This is a genomic window from Micromonospora sp. U56 (assembly GCF_018070095.1).
GTDB classification, from domain to species: domain Bacteria; phylum Actinomycetota; class Actinomycetes; order Mycobacteriales; family Micromonosporaceae; genus Micromonospora; species Micromonospora purpureochromogenes.
The window spans coordinates 1-20,928 of the sequence record NZ_JAGPYL010000112.1; the positions used below are offsets into that span (position 1 = coordinate 1).

A 20,928-nucleotide genomic window follows, 5' to 3' on the forward strand; every position below is an offset into this window, starting at 1 on the left:
GCCATGACCCCATCGTGCCTGACGGACATATCTGTGCTGGGAATCGTCATCGAAGGAAGATCCATCCTCGCCCCGGGAGGGCTACTTGCTCTGAACCACTGGACTCACCCAACCCTGACACCCAGGGGATGGCCCCTTCAACCTGTCGGGCGCTGACCGAGTTGACGTGACGGAGCGTCACGTTTCGCGGAGGTACTGACCACTCGTTCGCAGGGCCAGTCATGGCCGTCCGGCTGGGGTCATCTGAACACCGTCCGGACCAGATGGCGGTGTCACGGCCGACCACCGGGTTTCCGTGACGCCTTCCCCCGCGGCTTCACCGCGCCTTCACCACCTCTCACCACCCCGCACCGCTGACAGGTGCCCCGGTGCGGCTGTCAGCGCAGCACTCCGCCCGTGACCGCCCACCGTCACCGGCGGCGACAGTTCCAGACTCCCTCCCCACGGGAGGGATGCCTTCCTTCTACTCCCTGAGGAGATCCCTCATGGCCAGCGAATCCTCCACTCCCGTGTTCCGTCCGTCGTCGTCCCGAACTCCGTCCAGCAAGGTTCAGCGGCTGCCTCAGCTGCGGCGGCTGACCCTGCGCGACCGCGAGCTGCTGGCGTGGCTCGCCGAGCACTACGTGCTGTCCACCGCCCAGATCACCCAGGCGCTGTTCCCGTCGCAGCGCTCGGCCCGGCTGCGCCTGGCCACCCTGCACCGCATCGACGCCGTGCACCGGTTCGTCGACGTCACCACCGGCGACAGCCAGCACCTCTACACCCTCGGCCCGCTCGGCATGCTCGTGCACCCCACCACCTACACCGACCCCGAGCGGCCGAACGCCCGACCGCCGCGCAGCAGCATCGAGCGCACCGAACGCATCATCGCCAGTCCCCGGCTGCGGCACCTGCTCGGCACCAACCAACTCTTCGTCGACCTGCTCGCCTACACCCGCACCGACCCGCACGCCCGCCTGCTGCGCTGGTGGTCCGAACAGCACGCCACCGCCGCGTACGCCTTCGCCGAGGTCCGCCCCGACGGCCATGGCATCTGGACCGCCGGCGGCCGGACCGTGGGGTTCTTCCTCGAGCACGACAACGGCACCGAACCGCTTGCCAGGGTGCTGCGCAAGCTGCGCGCGTACGAACGCCTAGCCGAGTTCGGTCCCCGCTACCCCGTCCTGCTGCGCGTGCCTCACCGCCGCCGCGAGGCCAACCTGCTCGATGCCCTCGCCCGGGTGCCGACCGCCATGCCCGTGGCCACCGGCCTGCACGACGAGCACCCCGCCGGCGCCGCCTGGACCCTCACCACCGACCCGGGCCTGCGCCGATGGCTGCATGAACTGCCGTCGGAGCACGGCCCCCACAACACCGCCACCAACCCCCACCGCTACACCCACCCCGACGACCACTGACCCCCACGCCCACGTCGCGGCTCACATCCGCTCACACCGCAGGTCACCATGCCCGGCACGCCTCACCACAGCCGGAGGCTGCCAGACAACAAGATCATCTGTGAGGGGGGCGGCTCTCACAGCAGCAACCTTCAGAACCCGCCCACCAGCGCCTGTTGGTCTCTCACAGTGCAGGCCACGCCCACTGTGCCCCGGATTTCCGGTCGAGCGGCGCTGTGAGAGCCGACCGCTACCGTTCTCGGCAACACCACACCCACATATCGCTCCACCCGGTTCGGTCCCACCTCAGGGATCCCTCGCCGCACCCACCGGTGCGCCACGCCCACCCGCCTCGGCCGGTCGGCACGCGCCCCGCGCGGCGACCCCTGACGGTCGCACCCACCATCCGCGGCCACCCGCGCCGCCTTTGCCCGTCTGCCTGACCGCGACCCATGCACCTGGTGGGCCGGGCACCCCTACGCGCCCACAGCGCGCCCGCATCAAGGAGGACGTTCACATGACCCAGACCGTCAACGCCACCCCGCTGACCCGACACGGCAGCCGCGTACCCGCCCTGCCCCACACGCCGGCCCCCACCCCGGCCACCACCTCCGCAGGCAAGCCGGACCCCGCCCACGCCGGCCGTCGCCCTGCCCCGCAGCCGGCCGCACGGCCGGCCCCGACCATCCACACAATGATCGTGTGCCTGCCCGATGACGTCCCCCAGCAGGCCCTCACCGCCCACCGGCTCGCCACGCACTTCGGCGTCCCCGGCACCCTCACCGCCCACTTCTGGGCCGTTCCCGCCCTGCGTCTGTGGCAGCGTCACCACCTGATCGGCCTGCGCAAGGGCCAGCCCGCCGCCTGCGCCGGCGGACCCGTCCGGCTGCTCGACCTGCACGGGATGCGTCACGCCGCCGCCGTCGGCGCCGGCATCCGCCACCAGATCTGGCAGCACGCCGTCCACGGCACCCGACCCGCCACCGCGTGGCCAGCCTTCGAGGCACGTCACCTCGCCAACCCCGACCGGTACCCGCACGCCACCGCGGCTGCGGACTTCCACGCCCAGCCCCGCGTCAACGCCATGCGTCTGCACGCCGCCACCAACCCGGGCCCGGGCCAACCCGACACCGGGGAGGTGGAGATGTACCAGGCCGGCGCGCTGGCCTACCAGCATTACCGCGCCGCCACCGCCGTCGTCGGCGACGCCATGCTCACCGCCGACGGCCGCAAGATCACCCCCGCCAGCGACGCCCTGGCCGACCGCATCACCTACATCGAGCAGGCCCTGCGCCACCTCGACACCCTCGCACCGCCGCAGCGCCTCATCGCCGTCGCCCTCTAGCCCCCACAGGTGCCGCCCTGGCCGCGACAGCGCCCCACGCGCACAGCGCGAGCAGGACACCCCTTGGGGCGACGGGCCGAGCACCAACGCCATGTCTGCGGCCAGCTGATACGGCGTCGCACCGTCGCCCCGAACCGCCGGCCGCGCCTCCGCACGCCGCCGCAAGCACAACCCCTCTACTGCCTTCGCTCCTCCGGCTGCCGCCCATGCCGCCACGAGCGGTGGGAAGCAGCCTGCCGAGCACCCCGGGCAGGGGCCGCCACCCCACCTGCGGCCTACGACAGGCCGCCCCTTTCCTCTTCCCCCTCGACAGGAGGTACACCCTTCGACGGCGACATCCTGGCCCGGCTCGAGAAGCACGACACCGGCGGCGCGCCTCGACGTCATCGACCGCTGTCATCCCGACCGCGACGGCTACTACAACGTCGGCCCCCACCTGTGGTTCTGGCACGACAGCCACACCGCAATCCCGGCTGATGACCAGACGCGGGCAGGCTTCACCGCGCTGGCCGGCCTCGCCCGCACCGTCCTCACCCGCCCCTCCCACCGGCCAGGGCAGGACGCGCCTTTCACACCGCGCCCCACGACAGCGTCCACCAGTAGCGCCACAGCGCCGTGCACGCCGACTGCCGACAAGTCCGACGCCGCATGAACCGGGCCCCTGCCGCTCGCCTCGGCATGCCCGCCCCGGGCGCGGCCGCACCGTCCCGAGATCTGGTCCCTGCACTTGATCACTGCCGCGCTCGAAGCGTGGATCAGTGCCAGGACCTCAACCCGACAGCACACCTACCAGGAGGAGAGGCCAATGACAGACACCCCACCGGACAACGCTCCCGCGCACAGCACGTTCCGGGTGCTGGCGGCGCTTGCCGAACTCGGCGAGGTCAGCGCCGCGGCGGTGGCGGAGAAGGCCGGGCTCGGCTACTCCACGACCACCCCGAAGCTGCGCGCCTGGGAAGACTCCGGGCAGGCGGAGCGGTTCCGCACCCCGGACGGGCGCACCCTGTGGCGGCTGACCGACGCCGGCCGCACCGCCACCGCCACGACCGCGACAGCCGACCAGCAGCCAGCCGGCGTGGAGACGCCCGAGCTGACCGTCGAGCCGGACGCCACCGACGCGCACAGCCAGAGCGGCGAGGGACCATCTGCCACCAGTCCAAGCGGCGATCCCTTCGCCTCAGACGACGACCACAGCGAGCCGGCACAGACGTCACCTGATCCCGGCGCGATGCCGGACCCTGAGGCCAGCACGACCACCGGCGACGACGCCGGCGGTGAACCGCCAGCGGACCCGGCGCCGCAGAAGCAACCGGACGCCCCCGACCCGGGTGAAACTCCGCAGGCCGAGACCCGCCCCGCCAAGGCCCGGCGAGCAGGCGGGTCGCTGCGCGGCGCCGTCTTGGACGTCCTCGAAGCTCACCCGGACCGGCAGTACAAGGTCGGCGAGTTATGCCGGCTGGTCGACGCCGCGAACGCCGGCACGGGCACGGCGAAGGCCAGCGCTGGAGCGGTGGCGAACGCTCTGGCCAAGCTCGTCGTCGCCGGGCATGTCGTGCAGACCGTGGAACGCCCGGCCACCTTCCAGCTCGCCCCCACCCCCGGCCAGTAGCCCACGCCGTCAGGTAGCCCGGGGGCGGGCGTCGAAGTTTGGCGCCTCACGCCCACCCCCGGTGCTCCTTCTAGGACAAGGAGCGACACGAGTGTCTCCCATCGTGCACACGATCGTCACCACCGTCGGCGGGATCCTCGCCGGCCTTGCTCTCGCAGGCGCCCTGCTGTGGCGCCAACGCCACGCCTTGCTCGCGGCCCGTCACGACGCCACCCACGACGAGCTCACCGGCCTGCCCAACCGGCGTCTCCTGCTCACCCGCCTGCGCGCCGCCCTCAACCACCACGGCTGCTTCGGGCTGGTGCTGCTCGACCTCGACCGGTTCAAGACGGTCAACGACACCTTCGGCCACGACACCGGCAACGTGCTGCTCGCCCAGGTCGGACGGCTCCTGGAGGGCCTCGACGCGTCCATCGAGATCGCGGCACGACTGTCCGGCGACGAGTTCGCGCTGCTCGTGCGGGGTGACCGCGACGACGTGGCCGCTGCCGCCCACGCCGCCTGGTCCAGCATCGGCGGCGCGCCCCTCCACCTCGACGACGCCACCACGATCGACGTCGGCACGTCCGTCGGCTTCACGCTGCTGCGGCCCGGGATGAGTCCCCGGCAGGTCCTCGCCGAAGCGGATCAGGCCATGTACCAGGCCAAACGCCTCGGCCTGGGGGTGTGGGGCCACAGCCCGCTCACCGAACCGTCCGGCTACGGGCGAAGCCGCGACCGGCACCACCACTGACCGAAACCGCTCCCGCGTGCCCACCAGCGACCCCGCAGCCGCCGGCTGCGGGGTCCCTTCCCATTCCGCCCCTTGTGAAGGGAGACGACTGTGCTGTCCTTCCCCGCTGTCCACACTCTCGCCGGATGCCTACTCGCCGTCGACGCTGACGCCGATGTCCTGGGCTGGGGTCGCTCCGCGACGCTGCTGCTGATCCACGACCGGCCCCTGCACCCCGACGGTCCGGTGAGGCTGCGCGCGGTGCGCAGCGTCGAGTTCCCGCTGCACCCCGACGACCTGCTCACCGACCCCGCCGGGCTGCCCGCGTTGCTGCACCGCCTCGCCACCGCGCTGGGCCAGCCGGACCGCGACGCCGCCACGGCGTATCAGGTCACCCTCGACACCATCATCGAGCTGATCGGCATCAGGTCCGGGGCCCGCCTGCTGGCCTGGGCGGCCGTCTACGACGACCTCCTCCCTGCCGCCGGCCGGGCCCGACGGGTGCGCCGCGTGGACGCCGTCGACACCGACGGCCGCCTCTACCAGCTCACCCACCTGCACGCGGAGGAGCACCCCGCGGTGGCCGTGCACGACGGTCCCGGCGCTGCCAACACATTCCCCGCCGGGCCCGGGCTGTCCGCGCTCCTCGCCGCTACCGCCCGCCTCGCCGCAAGGAGCCAGCGATGAGCCACCCGTACCGTCGGCGCGGCAGCGACGAGCAGGAGCCGATCTTCGAGACGTCCGGCCCGGACGGGGCGTCGCTGCGCTGCCGCGTCTGCGGGGCCGTGGACGAGGTCGTCCAGGACGAGATGCCGTCCATGGCGGGCTACGGCGCCGACACCTACGCTCGGTGCGCCGTCTGTGGGTCCGTGGAAATCAGCGATCCTGTCTTCGGCTGGCGGGCCAAGCCCGCCGTGTGGCCGCAGCCGGGAGAAGCCGGAGCGGACGCGGATAGGGCGAGTCCGGTGAGCAACCGGCGGGCCGGGGTCCGTGGGCCGGCCACGGCGCCGTGCGGCACCTGCCCGTACCGGCGCGACGTCCCCTCCGGGGTGTGGGACGCCTCGGAGTACAGCAAGCTGCCCGACTACGACCAGCCGACCGCGCTACAACCCCCGGGGCTGTTCCTGTGCCACCAGGCCGACGGGCGGGTGTGCGCGGGCTGGGCCGGCTGCCACGACACCGACAACCTCCTCGCCCTGCGACTGGCCGCCCTGCACGCCATGGACCCGGATGAGGTCACCGCGACCCGCGACTATGTCTGCCCCGTGCCGCTGTTCGACTCCGGCGCCGCGGCCGCCGCGCATGGCATGGCCGGCATCGACAACCCGGACGCGAGGGCCAGGCGGGCGATCCACCGACTGCATCCGAAAGTCACCGCGCGGGCACTGCCCACCCTCGTGCGGGAACTGCCCGTCCCGGCGGCACCGGCCGACGGGGACTGTCTCACCTGGGCGCCCGCCACCGCCGAGCGGCTGCGGCAGCACGGCTATCCCGCGCAGGTCATCAGCGTGGCGGGCTGGACCGACGAGCAGGCCCGCATCATCAGCTTCGTCCACCGCACCGTCCTCATTGCCGAGCCCGGCGCAGATCCGGCCGGCTGGCGAATCGTCGACGTCACCGCCCGCCAGTTCGACCCCACCCTGCCCGCCCGCTGGCTGACCAGCTGGCACCACTACCTCACAGCGCTGGCTGACGCCACAGGAGTGCAGCGGGTCACCCGCTGGCCTCAGGCCACCTGACCCACCCCGAGACCTGGCACACCAACGCCGGACTCCAGTTCGCACCCAGCAAGAACGGTCCCTCACCGGGCCTCCAGGGGAATGGCTACGCACCGCCGCGTGCGTCGCCATCCGTCCCTGCCCCTGCACAGGCCGCCCTTACCCGACAGGCCTGCATCCGCGCGGCCACGCCCGCTCTGTCCCTGTGAATCCGCTGTCAAAGGAGATGCTCGTGACCAGCCGCTGCTACCTTGGCACCGCCGACCCCCACCGCCCGCACATCGTGCGGGCCCGATTCGTGCTCTTCGACGGCTACCCCACCGCCGTCATCCCCGCCCTCGCCGGCATCTGGGCCGGCCACGCCCGCCGGGACACCCACGCTCTCGTCGCCGCCGTCCTGGCCCACGACTGGGAATACCTCGACCCCACCTCCTCATCCGAGGGGCGCGGCCGGGTGCCCGACGTGGGCGTGCCCCTCGCCGGCCCGGACGGCCTGGACGCGGCGCCGGAGCCGATCACCGTCTTCCCCCTGTCGCAGGCCGTCCACCTGGACGTGGCGTGGATCTACCTCATCGACACCGCCACTCATTCCGTCGCCGTGCACACCGGCGACGGCGAGGCCGCCGGCCTCTACCACCTCGACACCTGCGTCCCTGCGAACCCCTCGCCGCCGCCGCATGTCCCACCCGTCCCCCGAGCCGTGGCGTCGCCCCATTGCTGCGTACCCGTACCCGGGTTCCGGCGGTGAGCGGCCGGGGCCTGGCCGCCGTCGCCGCCGGTGTGCTCGCCCTGCTCGTGCTGTGCGCCGGCGGCATCGGCGCCCTGTTCACCGGCGGCAGCGCCTCCGCCTCCTGCTACAGCACTCTCAGGCCTGACGGTCAGCCGCTGCCGCCCACCGTCAGCGTGTCCCCACCCACCGAAGGGGTCAGCGGGTTCAGCAGCGAACAGGTCGGTCACGCGGCCACCATCGTCGCCGTCGGCGCCGAACGCGGTGTCCCGCCGCGCGGCTGGGTCATCGCTCTGGCCACCGCGATACAGGAATCCACGCTGCGGAACCTGCCCGGCGGGGACCGCGACTCGATCGGGCTGTTCCAGCAGCGCCCCTCGCAGGGCTGGGGCATCCCCGCGCACCTGCGCGATCCCCGCTACGCCGCCGAACAGTTCTACACCGCGCTGCTCGCCGTTGATGGCTGGCAGAGCATGCCGCTGACCGAGGCGGCGCAGGCCGTCCAGCGCTCCGCGTACCCCGGCGCCTACGCGAAATGGGAAGACGACGCCATCGCCCTGGTCCGCGTCCTAACCGGCGGCACCCCGGCCGGCCCGGTCGCCGACGACCTGGAGCAGGCGATGAGCAACCCGCTGTGCCTGGCCGACGGGGGCGACGGCCAGTTCGGCGGTGAACCTGTACCTCTGCCGTCCGGGTTCACCCTGCCGGCGGGCACGCCGCTACCAGTGGCCACCGCGATCGGGTGGGCCCTCGCGCAGCTCGGCACCCCCTACACCTTCGGCGGGGACTGCACCGCCGCCCATTCCGGCATCCCGGCCCGACAGTGCGACTGCTCCTCGCTGCTGCAGCAGGCCTACCGGGCCGCCGGTATCAGCATTCCCCGCACCACCAGCGAACAGGTTCACACCGGAGCGCCGGTCACCGACTACCGCGACCTGCGCCCGGGAGACCTGCTGTTCATCCCCGGCAGCCGCGGCAGCACCAGCCGGCCTGGCCACGTCGGCATGTACCTCGGGCAAGGCCTGATCGTGCAGGCCCCGCACACCGGCGACGTCGTCAAGATCAGCCGGCTGGCCGCGTGGAGCGGACAACTCGCCGCGGTCCGCCGCATCGTCGCCTAAGCCCACAACAGGCACACCCGCGCTGCCTTTTCCTGCCGCCGACGGTCGATCTATCCGGCCGTCGGCGGATCCCTTCCCACTCGACACGGAGGTTCACCATGCGCTACTTCAGCTTTCTCGCCAGCGCCGCCGCGCCAGCGGTGGACGGGTCGGCGTCATTGACGTACCAGCCGGGCGAGCGCGTCGCGCTCGAACACACCACCGACCCGTACACCCTTCTGCGTCCCGGTGACCAGGGCACCGTCCGTCGGTATCTGCCGGATCAGCGGATCCTGGAGGTGGACTGGGACAGCGGCTCGCGGCTGTCAATGTGCCTGGACGCCGACGACCGGGTCCGCCGCATCGGGCAGGCCGCACCGGATGCCGCCTGGCTGCGGGTCCTGGACGCGCTGCGCGCCGCCGGTGCCGCCGCCGGCCGATCCGCGGCGCGGTGGTGGGCGCAAGACGTCCTGGGAGGCCGCGCCCGAGGTGACGTCAGAAGCACCGCCCGGCGGGTTCTCGCCGGCGTCGACGACGGGGACCCGGCGGTGCTCGACGCACTACCGCACGCCGACCGGTACTGCCTCGCCGACGATCAGGCGCACTACGCCGAGGCCGCCGCGCCGGGCGCGCCGGCCTGGCGGGAGTTGACCGCCCACCGGATGGACGAGACCCGGTGGGCGTGGTGCGACGGGTTCGACCATGCCGCCAGCGACGAGGTGGCCCGACAGTGCCGCATCACCCTGAGTCCCACCGGTGACGACCGCGACGTGAGCCACCTGCGCCCGGACGCGGTGCGGCGGGGCGGGCCCGGGGTGTTCGCCGGGGACTGGGCGTGGACCCCGAACGCCGACGGTGAGATGCGCATCCCGGTGGGGTTCGTCGGGACGCTGGTCGACACCTGGAACGGGTGGGCGGTGTTCACCTGCACCCGGGAGGTGGCGCAGGCGATCGTCGCCGAGCAGCAGGAGGCCCGGGACCGCTACCGGGCGCACCTGGCCGCCCAGGGCATCACCGGGGAACGACAGGACCGCCTGCTGGACGAGTCGATGGCCCGGATGCGGTTCGACGGTGACGTCATCGCCGTCGACGAAAGCCTCGTGCACGGCGACCCGGAAGCGGTCGAGCGCCTCGCCCCAGACGTCAACGGCCGGTACATGGTCATGGGCCGCGCGTGGACCTGGATCGTCGTGCACCCCTACGACTGCGACCGGATCGCCGGCGACATCCCCGACCCGCCCGGCCAGCCGACACCCGCGCCCTCACCCCAGTCCCGCAACGACCTGCCTGACCCATGAAAGGACCCACGAGCATGCTCGACAACGGCGACGACGAGTGCGGCGAATACGCGCACGAGGACATCCTGCAGGCCCTGGTGCGGCACCTGCTCACCCGCGAGGACCTGGACCAGCTGTGCGACGACGCCGAGCTGCCGCAGCTCACCCACGACGACGGCACCCCGGTGACCATCACCTCGGCCCGCGTCTACCGCGACGCCGGGGTGATGACCCTTGACCGGGGTGTGTGGCTGGAACTGTCCGACGACAGCATGTTCGGCCTGACTGTCCAGATCTCCCGCCGGCCCCGCGACGAGGTCACTCTGCGCCGCAACTGACCTGCTGTCGATGTCCCGTGCCGGATCGACTTGATCGATCCGCGGCCGGGTGCGTTCCTTGTCGTCGCCCACCCGCCCCGTGGCGGCGACACCGCAACCCGCGGCCCTTCGGGCCGCCTCATGGCACCTCACGCAGGTTGCTGGCCGTCCCTGCCAAGGATCGGCCCGCCACTGCCCGTCTCCGCCGCGCGGACACCGCACCAACCGCGCGCCCGGAGACGGGTGCGCGGGCCCGACCCCGATGACAGGAGGCCCCGCATGGACCCTGCGACCCCGCCCACCAGCACCGACGCCGCTGCCGAATCCGGTGACGGGCGCCGGCCCGGCTACCTCTACCGGCAGGTGGCCGCCTACCTCGCCAGCCAACCGGACCAGTGGCTGAAGGTCGGCCAGATCACCACCGCCATCTCCGCCCGCTCCACCGGCGCGGTGTTCGAGGCGTTGAAGAAGATGGCCGCCGCCGGGTACGCCAGCCACTGCACCGGCCCGCACCGGTTCCAGATCACGAAGGCCGGCATCGACGCCGCCGGAAATATGCCGCCGCCCACCCCGCGCACCGCCAGTGGGGGCGGCCGGTCGGGACGGCGGCAACCCGTCGCCCGCCCCAACGGCGACCTGTACTTCCCGCGCAAACTCGCTGGCGCCACCGACGTGGACGTGCTGCGCCGCCTGCGCGACAAGCGCATCCCCGTGCTGCTCTACGGCCCGCCGGGCACCGGCAAGACCGCCCTCGTCGAGGCCGCCTTCCCGGACCTGCTCACCGTCGCCGGCACCGGCGACACGGTCGTGGAGGACTTCCTCGGCAACTTCATCCCCCTCCCGGACGGCGGCTACGAGTTCGTCTACGGCCCCCTCGTCACCGCGATGCGCGAAGGCCGAGCCCTGCTGGTCGACGACGCCACCCTCATCCCACCGAAGGTCCTCGCCGTGCTCTACCCCGCGATGGACGGCCGTCGGGTCATCACCATCCCCGGCTACCGCAACGAACGCGTCGAAGCAAGCGACGGGTTCTACGTCATCGCCGGCCACAACCCCGGCGTACACGGCGCCATCCTCACCGAGGCGCTCGCGTCCCGCTTCGACGTGCACATCGAGGTCACGACCGACTGGGACCTCGCCCGCCACCTCGGCGTCCCCGCCCCGGCCGTGCAAGCCGCCATGGCGCTGAACGCCGACCTGGCCGCCGGACGCGTCAGCTGGGCGCCGCAGCTACGCGAGCTGCTCGGCTTCACCCGCGTCCGCAAGACCCTCGGCCTGCCCGCAGCGGTGGCGAACCTCGCTGGCCGCGCCCCCGAGCACGACCGCGAGACGGTCACCGCCGCCCTGCAGCAGCACTTCGGCACCGAGATCACCGCGTTGACCCTCGGCAAGCAACGCTGAAAGGAGGCATTCATGCCCCATCCCCGCACCCACCTGCAGCCCGGCAGCGTCACGCCCGCCGCCGGCGACCCGGACTGGAACGACTGGAGCCACGCCTGGACTCGGCACATCCCGGTCCTGACCGGCCGCACCGACCTGACCGTCGCCGTCGCCCCCGGCGCGGGCGGCGGCGCCCCCGCCTGCTTCTACCCCGACCAGCGCCGCATCGAAGTCGACGCCACCCACATCGGCACCCCGGACGTCGCCGACCCGCGCCGCGCCGGGCACAAACGCCTCGTTCCCACCGCCTACGGGCTGCTCGTCCACGAAGCCGCCCACGCCGCCCACAGCCGATGGCGCACCCCGCCCGGCACCCCACCCGTCGTCGCCGCCGTCGCCGAACTCCTCGAAGAATCCCGCATCGAGCACCGGCAGCGCACGAGACGCCGCGGCGACCGGCGGTGGCTGCGCCACACCGTCACCACCCTGATCAGCCCCGACGACGCGCCCGTCGACGACCCGTGGCACGCCGCGCACCTCGCCGGGCTGCTCCTCGCCCGGGTCGACGCCCGCATCATCACCGCCAAGGACACCCGCGGTGTCCGCGCGGCCATCACCGCGATCCTCGGCCGCACACCCCTCAAGCAGCTACGCGACGTGTGGCGCCAGGCCCACAGCATCGACGACACTGACGCAGACGGCATGCTCGACCTGGCGTGGCGGTGGTGCCGCATCCTCGGCATCGACCCCCGGCAGCAACCACAGCCGCCGCAACCGGATCCGGGGGCGTTCGCCGGCCGGCTCGCCCAGGCGCTGACCGACTACCTCGCCCACGCCGCAGGCCTCACCCCCGCCGAGTACCGGGCTCAGCGGATCAGCGGCCGGTTCTGCGCGCCCGCCACGTGGACGCGCCGCGACCCCACCGACGCCGAACGCGCCGCCGCCCGCACCCTCGCCGCCCGGCTGCGCCACGCCCGTACCCACCAACCCGAGCCCGACAGCCGGCCCAGCCTCATCCCGCCCGGCCGGCTGCGGACCCGCCACGCGATCACCGCCCAGGCGCAGATCGCCGCTGGCACCATCCCCACCGCCACACCCTGGCAGCGCCGCACGCACCTGCCACCGCCGAAGCCGACCCTGCACCTGGCCGTCATCGTCGACGTGTCCTTCTCCATGCACCCGTACGCGGCACCGATGTCATCAGCCGGCTGGATCCTCGCCCACGCCGCCCGCGCCAGCGACGCGACCACCACCGCGATCGCGTTCGGCAGCGACGTCACCCTGCTCATCGGCCCCCGGCAACGCCCCACCCACGTGCAGGAGATGAACACCTTCGGCGGCAGCAGCACCTTTCTCGACGCGGTGAAGCTCGCCGACGAACTGCTGCAGCTGCGTCAGCCGGGCCGGCTGCGGATGCTCGCGGTCGTCTCCGACGGCGACCTCGACGACATCCCGGCAATACAACGGCTCATCAGCACCCTGCACCGCGCCGGATGCGCGGTGATGTGGCTGCGCCCCGCCGACCTGGACGGGCACACCTTCACCGACACCACCACCGTTCTGGTCACCGACCCGGTGCAGGCCATCGGCCACATCGCCGACGCCGCCGTAACCGCCCTCGAACAGGCCTGACCACCGCCGGCTCCCCCTGACGGCATCCGCCGAGCATCTGACACCCCGCCGCAGCTACCCGATGCCGCCGTAACCGGCACCGGTTGCGCCCCCACCCGCACACCACCACCGGCCGCTTGCCCGGCCACCCGCGCGACCGCGCACCCCGGGCACGGCCACACGGCCGTGCCCGGGTCACCCAAGACAAGGAGACATCGTGAGTAATACCCACGACCGCCTACCGATCGCCTCACTGGCCGACCTGCTCGCCGCCGTGCCCTACCTGCTCGGCTTCCACCCCACCGACAGCCTCGTCGTCATCGGCCTCACCGGCAGAAAGGTCACGGTTGCGGGCCGCACCGACCTGCCCCGCCGCGCCGACCTACCCACCTGGCTCGACGGGATCAGCCGGCAGCAGCTGGCCATGCTGCGCAACGTCGCCGCGACAACCGCGATCGTGGTCGGCTATGGGCACGCCGCTGACGTGACCCCGGTCGTTGACGCCCTGACCCCACGGCTGCACACCGCCGGTGTCACCATCCTCGACGCGCTGCGAGTCACCGACAGCCGCTACTACTCCTACCAGTGCCACGACCCGCGCTGCTGCCCCGTTGAAGGGGTGGCCTTCGACCCGGTCCACAGCGCCGTCGCCGTGCACGCCGTCGTCGCCGGGCAGGCGGCCCTACCGGACCGGGCCGCGCTCGTAGCCAGCGTCGCCCCCATCGCCGGCGCCGCCCGTACCGCCATGACCGCGGCCACCCGGCGCGCGCAGGAGCGACACTTCACCGCCCTGAGCGCGGGCGGGCGGGCGGCGGTCATCCGCGCTGGACGCAAGGCGGTGCGCGAGACGTTCGCCCGCTACGCCGACGACCGGGTGCTCACCGATGAGGAAGCGGCCTGGCTGTCAGTCCTCCTAGCCGACGACGCCGTGCGCGACGTCGCCTGGCAGGCCACCGACACCGCCCCGTGGCACCTCGCCCTGTGGACCGACCTGACCCGCCGCGCCGAGCCCGCCTTCGCCGCCGCCCCCGCGACCCTGCTCGCCTTTACCGCATGGCGCCAAGGCCTCGGCGCCCTGGCCTCCGTCGCCCTCGACCGGGCTCTGGACGCCGACGCGCACTACAGCCTCGCGCAGCTCATCGACCGCGCCCTGCGCGACGGCATCCCGCCCACCGTCCTCGACGGCTGGCCCGCCACCGGCAACCACACCGCATGACTCCCGCTCCCACCCGGCGGCAGGTGGCGTCGCCCTGACCCGGCGCCACCTGCGGGCGGTCTGGCTCACGGCAACTGAGCGCCACCGCCACCAGCCACCGCAACCAGCCACCGCAACGGCCACAGCCGCGCCCGATACGACTCGACGACAGCCTCCCTCACCGGACTGAACAGAAGCGAGCACTCTGATGGCACTGCACCTCTACTTCGACCTGACAGCCACGCTGCGCTTGGCCGAGCACGCGGTCTCCTGCGCTGCGCACGCCCCGTCCTTCACGGAGAACGAAGACGGGATCGTCTGCCCCGGCGCCCTGGTGTGGGTTCACGACCAGGGCGTCTACCTGATGTCCAGCGGTCTGCCCCGCCTCGACGACCCGGGCCGTCCCGACTCGAGCCTTGTCGTCTACGCCGACGGCTGGAACCCCGACACGGACGGCCACTGCCACGACGCCGACCTCGGCGGGGACGACTTCGCCGAACATCTGCACCTCACCGACCAACCCCGCCCGCTGATCGGCGTCCTGCGCGCCGCCCACACGCGCGGCTACCGGTGGCTGCACCTGACCGTCACCGGCGACACGTACGAGGTGCGCATCGCCCGCACCCGACGCCACCAGCCCTGATGAACGACCGCGTGTCTGCCTGCCGGCCCGAGCTGGCGGGTGGACGTGCGCGCCGACGAGCAAGGAGACCTGATGAGCACGCCCGACGCGGCCACGCCGCAACCACCGACACTGGAATCCGTCCTGCGTGGCGCCTGGGCCGCGTTCCACCCGAACCAACCCGCCCCGCTGGGATGGCTCACCCACACCACCGCCCAGATCCAGACCTATCTGGGCGAGCACCCCACCGCGCCGCTACCGCATGTCGCACCTACCGGCGACACCGAGGAGTTGGCGCGCTGGCGCCGTGAGGTGTGGCAGGCGCTGCGCGAGGCCGCCGCCACGCACGACATCGACGTCGACGCCGCCGACCGCATCCTGCACGCGGTCGGCCTGCCGGGACTGCCCCGCCGCTGGCAGGTACGCCTCACACTGCCCGTCCTCGTCGAGGTCACCGCGACCAGCCGCGAGGACGCCTTCGACATCGCCGAAACCGCCGTCGAAACCGCCTGCACCGGCGCGGACCTCGAGGCGCGCCTCGAGTGGGACGGCAACGAACGCGACGACGCCCGTCCCGGTGACCTCGACATCGCCGCCCCGGAACCAGCCGACCTGGCGTGACCGCCGTTCCACAACGCCCACCACCGGCCACAACCCTGAAAACGCGTCTGCGTGACTACACATCTCGTCCTCACGTACGTCGGCCCCAACGTCGCCGACGACGCCGTGGCCGCCGCCTGCCAGCGCCGCTGGTGGCGTGCCGGTACTCGCCGTCGCCGATAGCCCCGCGGCGACCTGCTGGGCTTCCCGATGAGGCGAGGCGACGACTTGATCGGTGCGGAAAGTCGAGCGTCACTGCACCCGGTCGCCACCCCTGGCGGACCCGACAGCGGCATCCCCACACCCGCTGGCCGGGGTGGCGGCCACCCAAAGCTGGCCCGACCCGAGAAGGGGGAACACGCGATGAGCGAGCCGCACCGTCGCGCCATACCGCGCACCGTCACCGACGTCCTGCTGTGGCTGCTCGCCACCGATGTCGCCGCCGCCCACCAACCCCAGCCCGACGCACCCGGCCGCTGCGCCAACCTGCGCTGCACCGGCCAGGCATACCCCTGCCCGCCGGCCCGCGACGCCCACCGCGCCCGCCAGGCCTCGACCCGACCCACCCTGCCCGCCCGGGGCCGGGCCCGAGTCGCCGCACCCGCCGCCCGGTTCGCCGGCTGGTTCCGGCCTACCCCGGCGCAGCCGACGCCGCTGGCGCGCGCCGCCTGACGAATGAGAGCCACACGACCAACGTGGGCAGCCGATGAGAGAGCGACAGCCCGGGCGCCTCGACCGAAGCCTGGCCGGGCCGCGGCCGTAGGTCAATGAAACAAGTAGCCGATGACCGGATGTCGGGTCGGGTGCCGTGACACGGATGCACCTCCGGCGAATGGAGCAACTGTCCCCACCACATGTGTCAGGTCGCGTCTGGCCCAGATGCTGCCATGCCGACACGGCCGACTGAAGGACCCGGCGCCGTCAGGCCATTGCGGGGAGGATGATCCGCTCCAGCACCCCGAGCGGGGTCCGCCACTGGTCGGGGTCGTCGTAGTTGCCGGCGGTAATGGCCACGGTGAGGTCCAGGTCGGGCAGGACGAACAGGCGCTGCCCGCCGTTGCCCATGCCGGCTACCAGCCGACGGCCCTCAATGGATTCGATGTACCACTGGTAGCCATACTGCGCGCCCCAGCTGGTCTGCAGGCGTGGCTGAAGCATCGTACGGATCCAGTCCTCGGGGACGATTTGCTGACCGTCCCAGGCTCCCTCGGCCAGCATCAGCTCGCCGAGCCTGGCCAGGTCGCGGGGCGCGAGTCGCAGCCCGGACGCGGCGGAGGCCACTCCGTCCGCGCCGGTCATCCATCCGAAATTGTCGATTCCCAGCGGCTCGAACAGGACGGCCTGCCCGTACTGCGGCAGCGACTGCCCGGTGCCATCGGCGATCAGTCGGCCGAGCAGGGCCGTGGCACCGCCGCAGTAGGTCCAACGGGCGCCGGGCGGCTCGATGATCGGCCGCTCCAGAATGTACCGGTACCGATCCGGCGCCAACTCCATCGCGATCTCGGCGTTGGCCGGGCTGTTGTACGGGAGATCTTCGCGCCATTCCACGCCCAACGACATCGTCAGCGCGTGCTCGACGGTGAGCAGGGCACGCTGGGGGTCGACCGCCAGGTCGGGGTACTGCGGGAACCCCCGCAGGAGCGGCTCCGCCGGCGGCGGGACCAGCCCTTCGCCGTGGGCGATGCCGTACAACAGCGCGGTCACGCTCTTGGTGACTGACCGGATGTCGTGCAGCGTCTCGGGCCCGAACTCAACGACGCCCAGCGAGTCGCCCCAGGCGAAGTCCTCGCCCGTTCCGTAGTACTCCAGCAATGTTTGGCCACCGCGAACTGCCGCGACGGCGTGCAGACCGCTGACCTGACCAGCTTGGAGTATCTCGCTGAGGCGGGCACGCAACTGCGTCGTCATGGGGCACTCCGAAAGGGCGATGTCGGCCAGCGGAACTGCACGCCCGTTATACCGGAGTTTCCGATTTGGAGCGGCCCGAGCGGAAGGGCCCAGCCCGGCCCGCCGCAGCTGCCCGCCGCGGCCATGATTCGGTCGCGAGAGACGGCCACCTCTTGGCTCAGCCTCGATGTCGACGTCCAGGACTGTGCCGGCCCGTTTGCGTACCACACCCTCGATGAGGTCGCTGTCGACGTTGCGCGGACCGGCGCCGAGCACGAGCAACACAACGGCCACGTCCAGCGCGAACTGCCGACAGGCATCCGCATCTAGCCGCGATCCGCGCTATGCAGTTGCGGCATGTCGGCGTCGTCAGCGCGTGGACATGCCGCCGACCGTGCGCGCGATTCGGCGGACAGGTCACGTGTCGTAGCGGACCCTGCCAGACGTAAACGGTCCCAACATGTCAAAGAGCGCGCTGTCGATGCGGTGAACCCTGTCCGGACACCATCGTGCTGTCCTCGTCCCGGCAATCGGGGGACGTGGACCGAGTTCGGCAGCTGAGGATGGAGCGGCCGGGCCCGCCGGTTCGCGGGCTCGGGTTGCTTACAGCGGTCCCAGGACCTCCTCGGGTGGCGCATCCAGCGAGAGCGTCTCGAGCACAGTGAGCAGCTGACGCTCCTCGTACCGGAAATGGCTCTCCATAATGGCTGCGACGCCCTCGAGGTGACGATCCAACTCGGCGACCGGTGCGGCCCGATCGACCGCGGCCTGCAGGCCTGCGAGCAGGTGCGCGATCATCGAGTGGTCCTGGGTGAGGTAGCGGAGCACGGGCTCCAGCTCCGGGTGGACCGCCTTGATCGCCGGGAACAGGGTGTGGTCCTCGCCCCGATGGTGCCCGTCAAGGGCAGCGCAGAACCCGTGGCAGTACAGCAGCAGGTCACGGGTGGCCGCCTCGCCGGACCCGCCTTCGGCAACGGCACTGCGGGTGAGGTCGAGCGCCTCGCGCAGGCGCGCGTGCACCTGGCGAAGCTCACGGCTCCAGGCGATGAGCCTGGTCGTCTCGCGCTCAGTCACGCGAAGACGAAGGATGCGACGTCAACATCGTCGGTCTCCCTCGGTCGGGCGCCTCCATGCCTGACACCGTCTGCCACCGGCACGCGACGCTACCCGAAGCATAGTTCATCGAGATCAGCTGACGGAAAGGCGAAAGACTGCCATGGTCAGACCATGCACGCTTCTGCCGCACAACGCGCGCCGAATGGCTCCGCCACCATCGCGCTTCTGCAGGTCAGTGCCTCATCGCAGTAGCCGGTCACCGAGTGCAGCGGGCAGCGAGTTCGACAAGATCTCGTATGCCGGGTCCCGGCGAAGCCAAAGCAGCTTGTGTCGGTCCCCGTCGCTCATGGCGAGTCGGAGCGCATCGCTTGTTCTGCCCTTGACCAGCCGCGCAGTGACCACCGCGTCGAAGTAAATGACCTTGTTGGTGGGATGCTCGGCCAGCAGCGTAGCGAGATCGAACGAGCCCAAGGCGGATTCAGGCAACGGTGTGCCAACCGTCGGCCCGAGGCCGTGCGACTTCGACTCGCTCCAGCTCAGCCGGCGCCTGATCAAACCGACCGGCGAAAGCCACAGTTCGCCGTGGACCCAATCGAGCCAGCCGGTTGTGCAACTCCTGCTCAAGCACTGCGCCAAGTCAGCCACGAAGGAGATGGTAGGGGGTCCAAGATCTCCTGAATATCGGAGTTTGCGCGGGTGGCGTCCTGTCATAGCTGCGATGCGCGCGCCCGGCAGCGTCACGAGGGGCTGCGGTGATCGGTGTCCGGACATGCCGATGTGAGTGCGGGCAGCTCTCATCATGTTCCACAAGGTCATGGTTATTAGGCGTGGCGGGGCCGCTCGCCTGGCAGGCCTGTGCGGCGAGTGGCCCCGGGGTCAGCGGGTGGGGCGGGCGCGGTCCATCGCGCCAGCGGTGGCGTCCTGACCCGTCGCGCGCAGACCGGTGATGACACCGTCCACATCGGCTGCGGAGCGGTTCTGGCTGAGCTTCCACTTCGCCTCCAGGCGGCTGATGCGCAGCTCGACGCCGACGATCGCGCGCAGTTGGCCGGCGACGAAGCCCTCGGGCGCGTTGTCGACCGACCACGGATCCGGGCGACCGGCCTCGTGCTTGTCGGTCAGCCGCCGTACCAGTGCGCCGACCCAGGCCGGGTCGTCGTGTACCACCAACTCGCCGTACGCGTGCACGACGACGTAATTCCAGGTTGGCACGACCCGGCCGTGCTCGGCCTTCGTGGCGTACCAGCCCGGCGACACGTACGCGTCGGGTCCGCGCAGAATGGCCAGGGCCTCGCCGAGCACCGGCTGGCGCCACTGGTCGTTGTTGCGGGCCAGGTGGGCGAACAGCGCGCCGTGCGGGCCGGCGTCCGGGTCGTAGAGCATCGGCACCATGGTCGCGACCAGGCCGTCGGCGGTCGCGGTGACGAGGTCGGCGGCGCCGTGGTGGGTCAGCAGGTCACGGACGGCGGACTCGTCGGCGGAGAAGTGGGCGGGTACGTACATGGTCAGGCATTTCCCCCTGCGGGCGCCAGCCCGCTGTTGTGGGTGCGCTGGATCATTATGACGCAGGCCAAACCATCAAAGCCGCCCCAATCGAGGCAGGAGTGATTTTGCAAACGCGGTCAACCCAGGACCTGGGCCGCGCCGGGAGTGACAGCACGGTACGACGGCGTGGGGCGGTGTCATGTTGGCCCAACAGCAACCTCGGCGTTACTCCGGAGAATGCAGAACTCGTTACCCTCGGGATCCGCGAGCACCGCCCATCCGGTTCCGTCTGCGTTGCGTCGGTCGTCGACGGTGGTCGCACCCAGCTCGATCAGTCGGGCTAGTTCGGCATCGCGTGAGCCTTCGACTGGACGCAGATCGAAGTGGATTCTGTTCTTGACCTGCTTTGACTCTGGCACCTCGATGAAGAGCAGACGATGCGTCCGGTCCCGAGAGAAGATCATGCACTCCTCGTGTCCTGGCTCGTTCGGATCATTGGGGTCCTCGACGTAGTCGAGGACGGCCTGCCACCAGCGGCACAAGGTATACGCATCGGCACAGTCGACGCTGGTATGGGAGATGAAGGAAGTCACTCGGGCATCGTTGCAGGACCTGCCGAGACGATCGAGCGGATTGCGACCTCAGCAACGCACTCAACTGCCGCGATCCGCGCGCTGCGGAGCGTGACCACCCAGCAGCAGCCCTAGGAGTGTCCGGACATGCCGAGAAGCGTGTGTTCAAGCCGAATGCAGGGACAGATCTCGATCATTCCGTCGAGCCACCATGTCCCGCACCGGGTTTGATGGAGACATCGAAACCTGGGAGGAACACCACCGATGCCCGCACCGAAGAAGTACAACGATGAGCTGCGTGAGCGTGCGACCCGGTTGGCGGTCGAGGCTCGCCGGGAT

Annotated in this window: 21 protein-coding genes; 16 read left to right on the forward strand and 5 right to left on the reverse strand. The window is 71.5% G+C overall.

Features of this window, described 5'->3' with window-relative positions:
- Nucleotides 1-485: 485 nt before the first annotated feature.
- The 16 genes from KBX37_RS27240 to KBX37_RS27315 all read left to right on the forward strand — a co-directional run bounded on the left by KBX37_RS27240 (nt 486) and on the right by KBX37_RS27315 (nt 16,261).
- Nucleotides 486-1,397, forward strand: a complete 912-nt coding sequence (locus KBX37_RS27240) for a replication-relaxation family protein (RefSeq protein ID WP_210778748.1) — start codon at nt 486-488, stop codon at nt 1,395-1,397.
- A gap of 496 nt (nt 1,398-1,893) precedes the next feature.
- Nucleotides 1,894-2,721, forward strand: a complete 828-nt coding sequence (locus KBX37_RS27245) for a hypothetical protein (RefSeq protein WP_247659056.1) — start codon at nt 1,894-1,896, stop codon at nt 2,719-2,721.
- Nucleotides 2,722-3,526: 805 nt separating this feature from the next.
- On the forward strand, nt 3,527-4,330 hold the full coding sequence (locus KBX37_RS27250) for a MarR family transcriptional regulator (RefSeq protein ID WP_210778749.1): 804 nt from the start codon (nt 3,527-3,529) through the stop codon (nt 4,328-4,330).
- A gap of 91 nt (nt 4,331-4,421) precedes the next feature.
- Entirely contained in the window at nt 4,422-5,063 is a 642-nt protein-coding gene (locus tag KBX37_RS27255; protein WP_210778750.1) for a GGDEF domain-containing protein, read from the forward strand.
- A 90-nt stretch (nt 5,064-5,153) separates the two neighbouring features.
- Complete coding sequence (locus KBX37_RS27260) at nt 5,154-5,729, forward strand: hypothetical protein (protein WP_210778751.1); 576 nt, start codon at nt 5,154-5,156, stop codon at nt 5,727-5,729.
- Nucleotides 5,726-6,781 (forward strand): DUF6283 family protein, encoded by a 1,056-nt coding sequence (locus KBX37_RS27265; RefSeq protein ID WP_210778752.1) that lies wholly within the window; start codon nt 5,726-5,728, stop codon nt 6,779-6,781. The genes KBX37_RS27260 and KBX37_RS27265 overlap by 4 nt, the downstream gene beginning before the upstream one ends.
- Before the next feature lie 211 nt (nt 6,782-6,992).
- Nucleotides 6,993-7,508 (forward strand): hypothetical protein, encoded by a 516-nt coding sequence (locus KBX37_RS27270; RefSeq protein ID WP_247659060.1) that lies wholly within the window; start codon nt 6,993-6,995, stop codon nt 7,506-7,508.
- Nucleotides 7,505-8,608 (forward strand): C40 family peptidase, encoded by a 1,104-nt coding sequence (locus tag KBX37_RS27275; RefSeq protein WP_307849221.1) that lies wholly within the window; start codon nt 7,505-7,507, stop codon nt 8,606-8,608. The genes KBX37_RS27270 and KBX37_RS27275 overlap by 4 nt, the downstream gene beginning before the upstream one ends.
- A 98-nt stretch (nt 8,609-8,706) precedes the next feature.
- A complete protein-coding gene (locus tag KBX37_RS27280; protein ID WP_210778754.1) occupies nt 8,707-9,885 on the forward strand; it encodes a DUF4314 domain-containing protein in 1,179 nt (392 codons plus the stop codon).
- Nucleotides 9,886-9,899: 14 nt separating this feature from the next.
- A complete protein-coding gene (locus KBX37_RS27285; RefSeq protein ID WP_210778755.1) occupies nt 9,900-10,202 on the forward strand; it encodes a hypothetical protein in 303 nt (100 codons plus the stop codon).
- Nucleotides 10,203-10,460: 258 nt separating this feature from the next.
- Nucleotides 10,461-11,582: an AAA family ATPase gene (locus KBX37_RS27290; protein WP_210778756.1), complete on the forward strand. Its 1,122-nt coding sequence runs from the start codon at nt 10,461-10,463 to the stop codon at nt 11,580-11,582.
- A 12-nt stretch (nt 11,583-11,594) separates the two neighbouring features.
- Nucleotides 11,595-13,193 (forward strand): VWA domain-containing protein, encoded by a 1,599-nt coding sequence (locus KBX37_RS27295; protein WP_210778757.1) that lies wholly within the window; start codon nt 11,595-11,597, stop codon nt 13,191-13,193.
- A gap of 193 nt (nt 13,194-13,386) precedes the next feature.
- Complete coding sequence (locus KBX37_RS27300) at nt 13,387-14,388, forward strand: DUF4192 domain-containing protein (protein ID WP_210778767.1); 1,002 nt, start codon at nt 13,387-13,389, stop codon at nt 14,386-14,388.
- 187 nt (nt 14,389-14,575) lie between these two features.
- A complete protein-coding gene (locus tag KBX37_RS27305; RefSeq protein ID WP_210778758.1) occupies nt 14,576-15,010 on the forward strand; it encodes a DUF3085 domain-containing protein in 435 nt (144 codons plus the stop codon).
- A 72-nt stretch (nt 15,011-15,082) separates the two neighbouring features.
- Entirely contained in the window at nt 15,083-15,610 is a 528-nt protein-coding gene (locus KBX37_RS27310) for a hypothetical protein (protein WP_210778759.1), read from the forward strand.
- A 342-nt stretch (nt 15,611-15,952) separates the two neighbouring features.
- Nucleotides 15,953-16,261: a hypothetical protein gene (locus tag KBX37_RS27315; protein WP_210778760.1), complete on the forward strand. Its 309-nt coding sequence runs from the start codon at nt 15,953-15,955 to the stop codon at nt 16,259-16,261.
- Between the two features lie 249 nt (nt 16,262-16,510).
- Here the strand turns inward: KBX37_RS27315 and KBX37_RS27320 are convergent, their stop codons facing one another.
- The 5 genes from KBX37_RS27320 to KBX37_RS27340 form a co-directional block, all read right to left on the reverse strand.
- Complete coding sequence (locus tag KBX37_RS27320) at nt 16,511-17,497, reverse strand: serine hydrolase (protein WP_210778761.1); 987 nt, start codon at nt 17,495-17,497, stop codon at nt 16,511-16,513.
- A gap of 582 nt (nt 17,498-18,079) precedes the next feature.
- Nucleotides 18,080-18,550 (reverse strand): hemerythrin domain-containing protein, encoded by a 471-nt coding sequence (locus KBX37_RS27325; protein ID WP_210778762.1) that lies wholly within the window; start codon nt 18,548-18,550, stop codon nt 18,080-18,082.
- Nucleotides 18,551-18,772: 222 nt separating this feature from the next.
- Entirely contained in the window at nt 18,773-19,177 is a 405-nt protein-coding gene (locus KBX37_RS27330) for a hypothetical protein (RefSeq protein ID WP_210778763.1), read from the reverse strand.
- Between the two features lie 231 nt (nt 19,178-19,408).
- A complete protein-coding gene (locus KBX37_RS27335) occupies nt 19,409-20,035 on the reverse strand; it encodes an FMN-binding negative transcriptional regulator (RefSeq protein ID WP_210778764.1) in 627 nt (208 codons plus the stop codon).
- A gap of 179 nt (nt 20,036-20,214) precedes the next feature.
- On the reverse strand, nt 20,215-20,610 hold the full coding sequence (locus KBX37_RS27340; protein WP_210778765.1) for a VOC family protein: 396 nt from the start codon (nt 20,608-20,610) through the stop codon (nt 20,215-20,217).
- Nucleotides 20,611-20,928: the final 318 nt, after the last annotated feature.

What these genes read in the sequence shown, in the direction of transcription:
- KBX37_RS27240 (WP_210778748.1), top strand. Translation starts at nt 486, where the DNA reads ATGGCCAGCGAATCCTCCACTCCCGTGTTCCGTCCGTCGTCGTCCCGA.
- KBX37_RS27245 (WP_247659056.1), top strand. Translation starts at nt 1,894, where the DNA reads ATGACCCAGACCGTCAACGCCACCCCGCTGACCCGACACGGCAGCCGC.
- KBX37_RS27250 (WP_210778749.1), top strand. Translation starts at nt 3,527, where the DNA reads ATGACAGACACCCCACCGGACAACGCTCCCGCGCACAGCACGTTCCGG.
- KBX37_RS27265 (WP_210778752.1), top strand. Translation starts at nt 5,726, where the DNA reads ATGAGCCACCCGTACCGTCGGCGCGGCAGCGACGAGCAGGAGCCGATC.
- KBX37_RS27280 (WP_210778754.1), top strand. Translation starts at nt 8,707, where the DNA reads ATGCGCTACTTCAGCTTTCTCGCCAGCGCCGCCGCGCCAGCGGTGGAC.
- KBX37_RS27285 (WP_210778755.1), top strand. Translation starts at nt 9,900, where the DNA reads ATGCTCGACAACGGCGACGACGAGTGCGGCGAATACGCGCACGAGGAC.
- KBX37_RS27290 (WP_210778756.1), top strand. Translation starts at nt 10,461, where the DNA reads ATGGACCCTGCGACCCCGCCCACCAGCACCGACGCCGCTGCCGAATCC.
- KBX37_RS27295 (WP_210778757.1), top strand. Translation starts at nt 11,595, where the DNA reads ATGCCCCATCCCCGCACCCACCTGCAGCCCGGCAGCGTCACGCCCGCC.
- KBX37_RS27305 (WP_210778758.1), top strand. Translation starts at nt 14,576, where the DNA reads ATGGCACTGCACCTCTACTTCGACCTGACAGCCACGCTGCGCTTGGCC.
- KBX37_RS27310 (WP_210778759.1), top strand. Translation starts at nt 15,083, where the DNA reads ATGAGCACGCCCGACGCGGCCACGCCGCAACCACCGACACTGGAATCC.
- KBX37_RS27315 (WP_210778760.1), top strand. Translation starts at nt 15,953, where the DNA reads ATGAGCGAGCCGCACCGTCGCGCCATACCGCGCACCGTCACCGACGTC.
- KBX37_RS27320 (WP_210778761.1), bottom strand. Translation starts at nt 17,497, where the DNA reads ATGACGACGCAGTTGCGTGCCCGCCTCAGCGAGATACTCCAAGCTGGT.
- KBX37_RS27335 (WP_210778764.1), bottom strand. Translation starts at nt 20,035, where the DNA reads ATGTACGTACCCGCCCACTTCTCCGCCGACGAGTCCGCCGTCCGTGAC.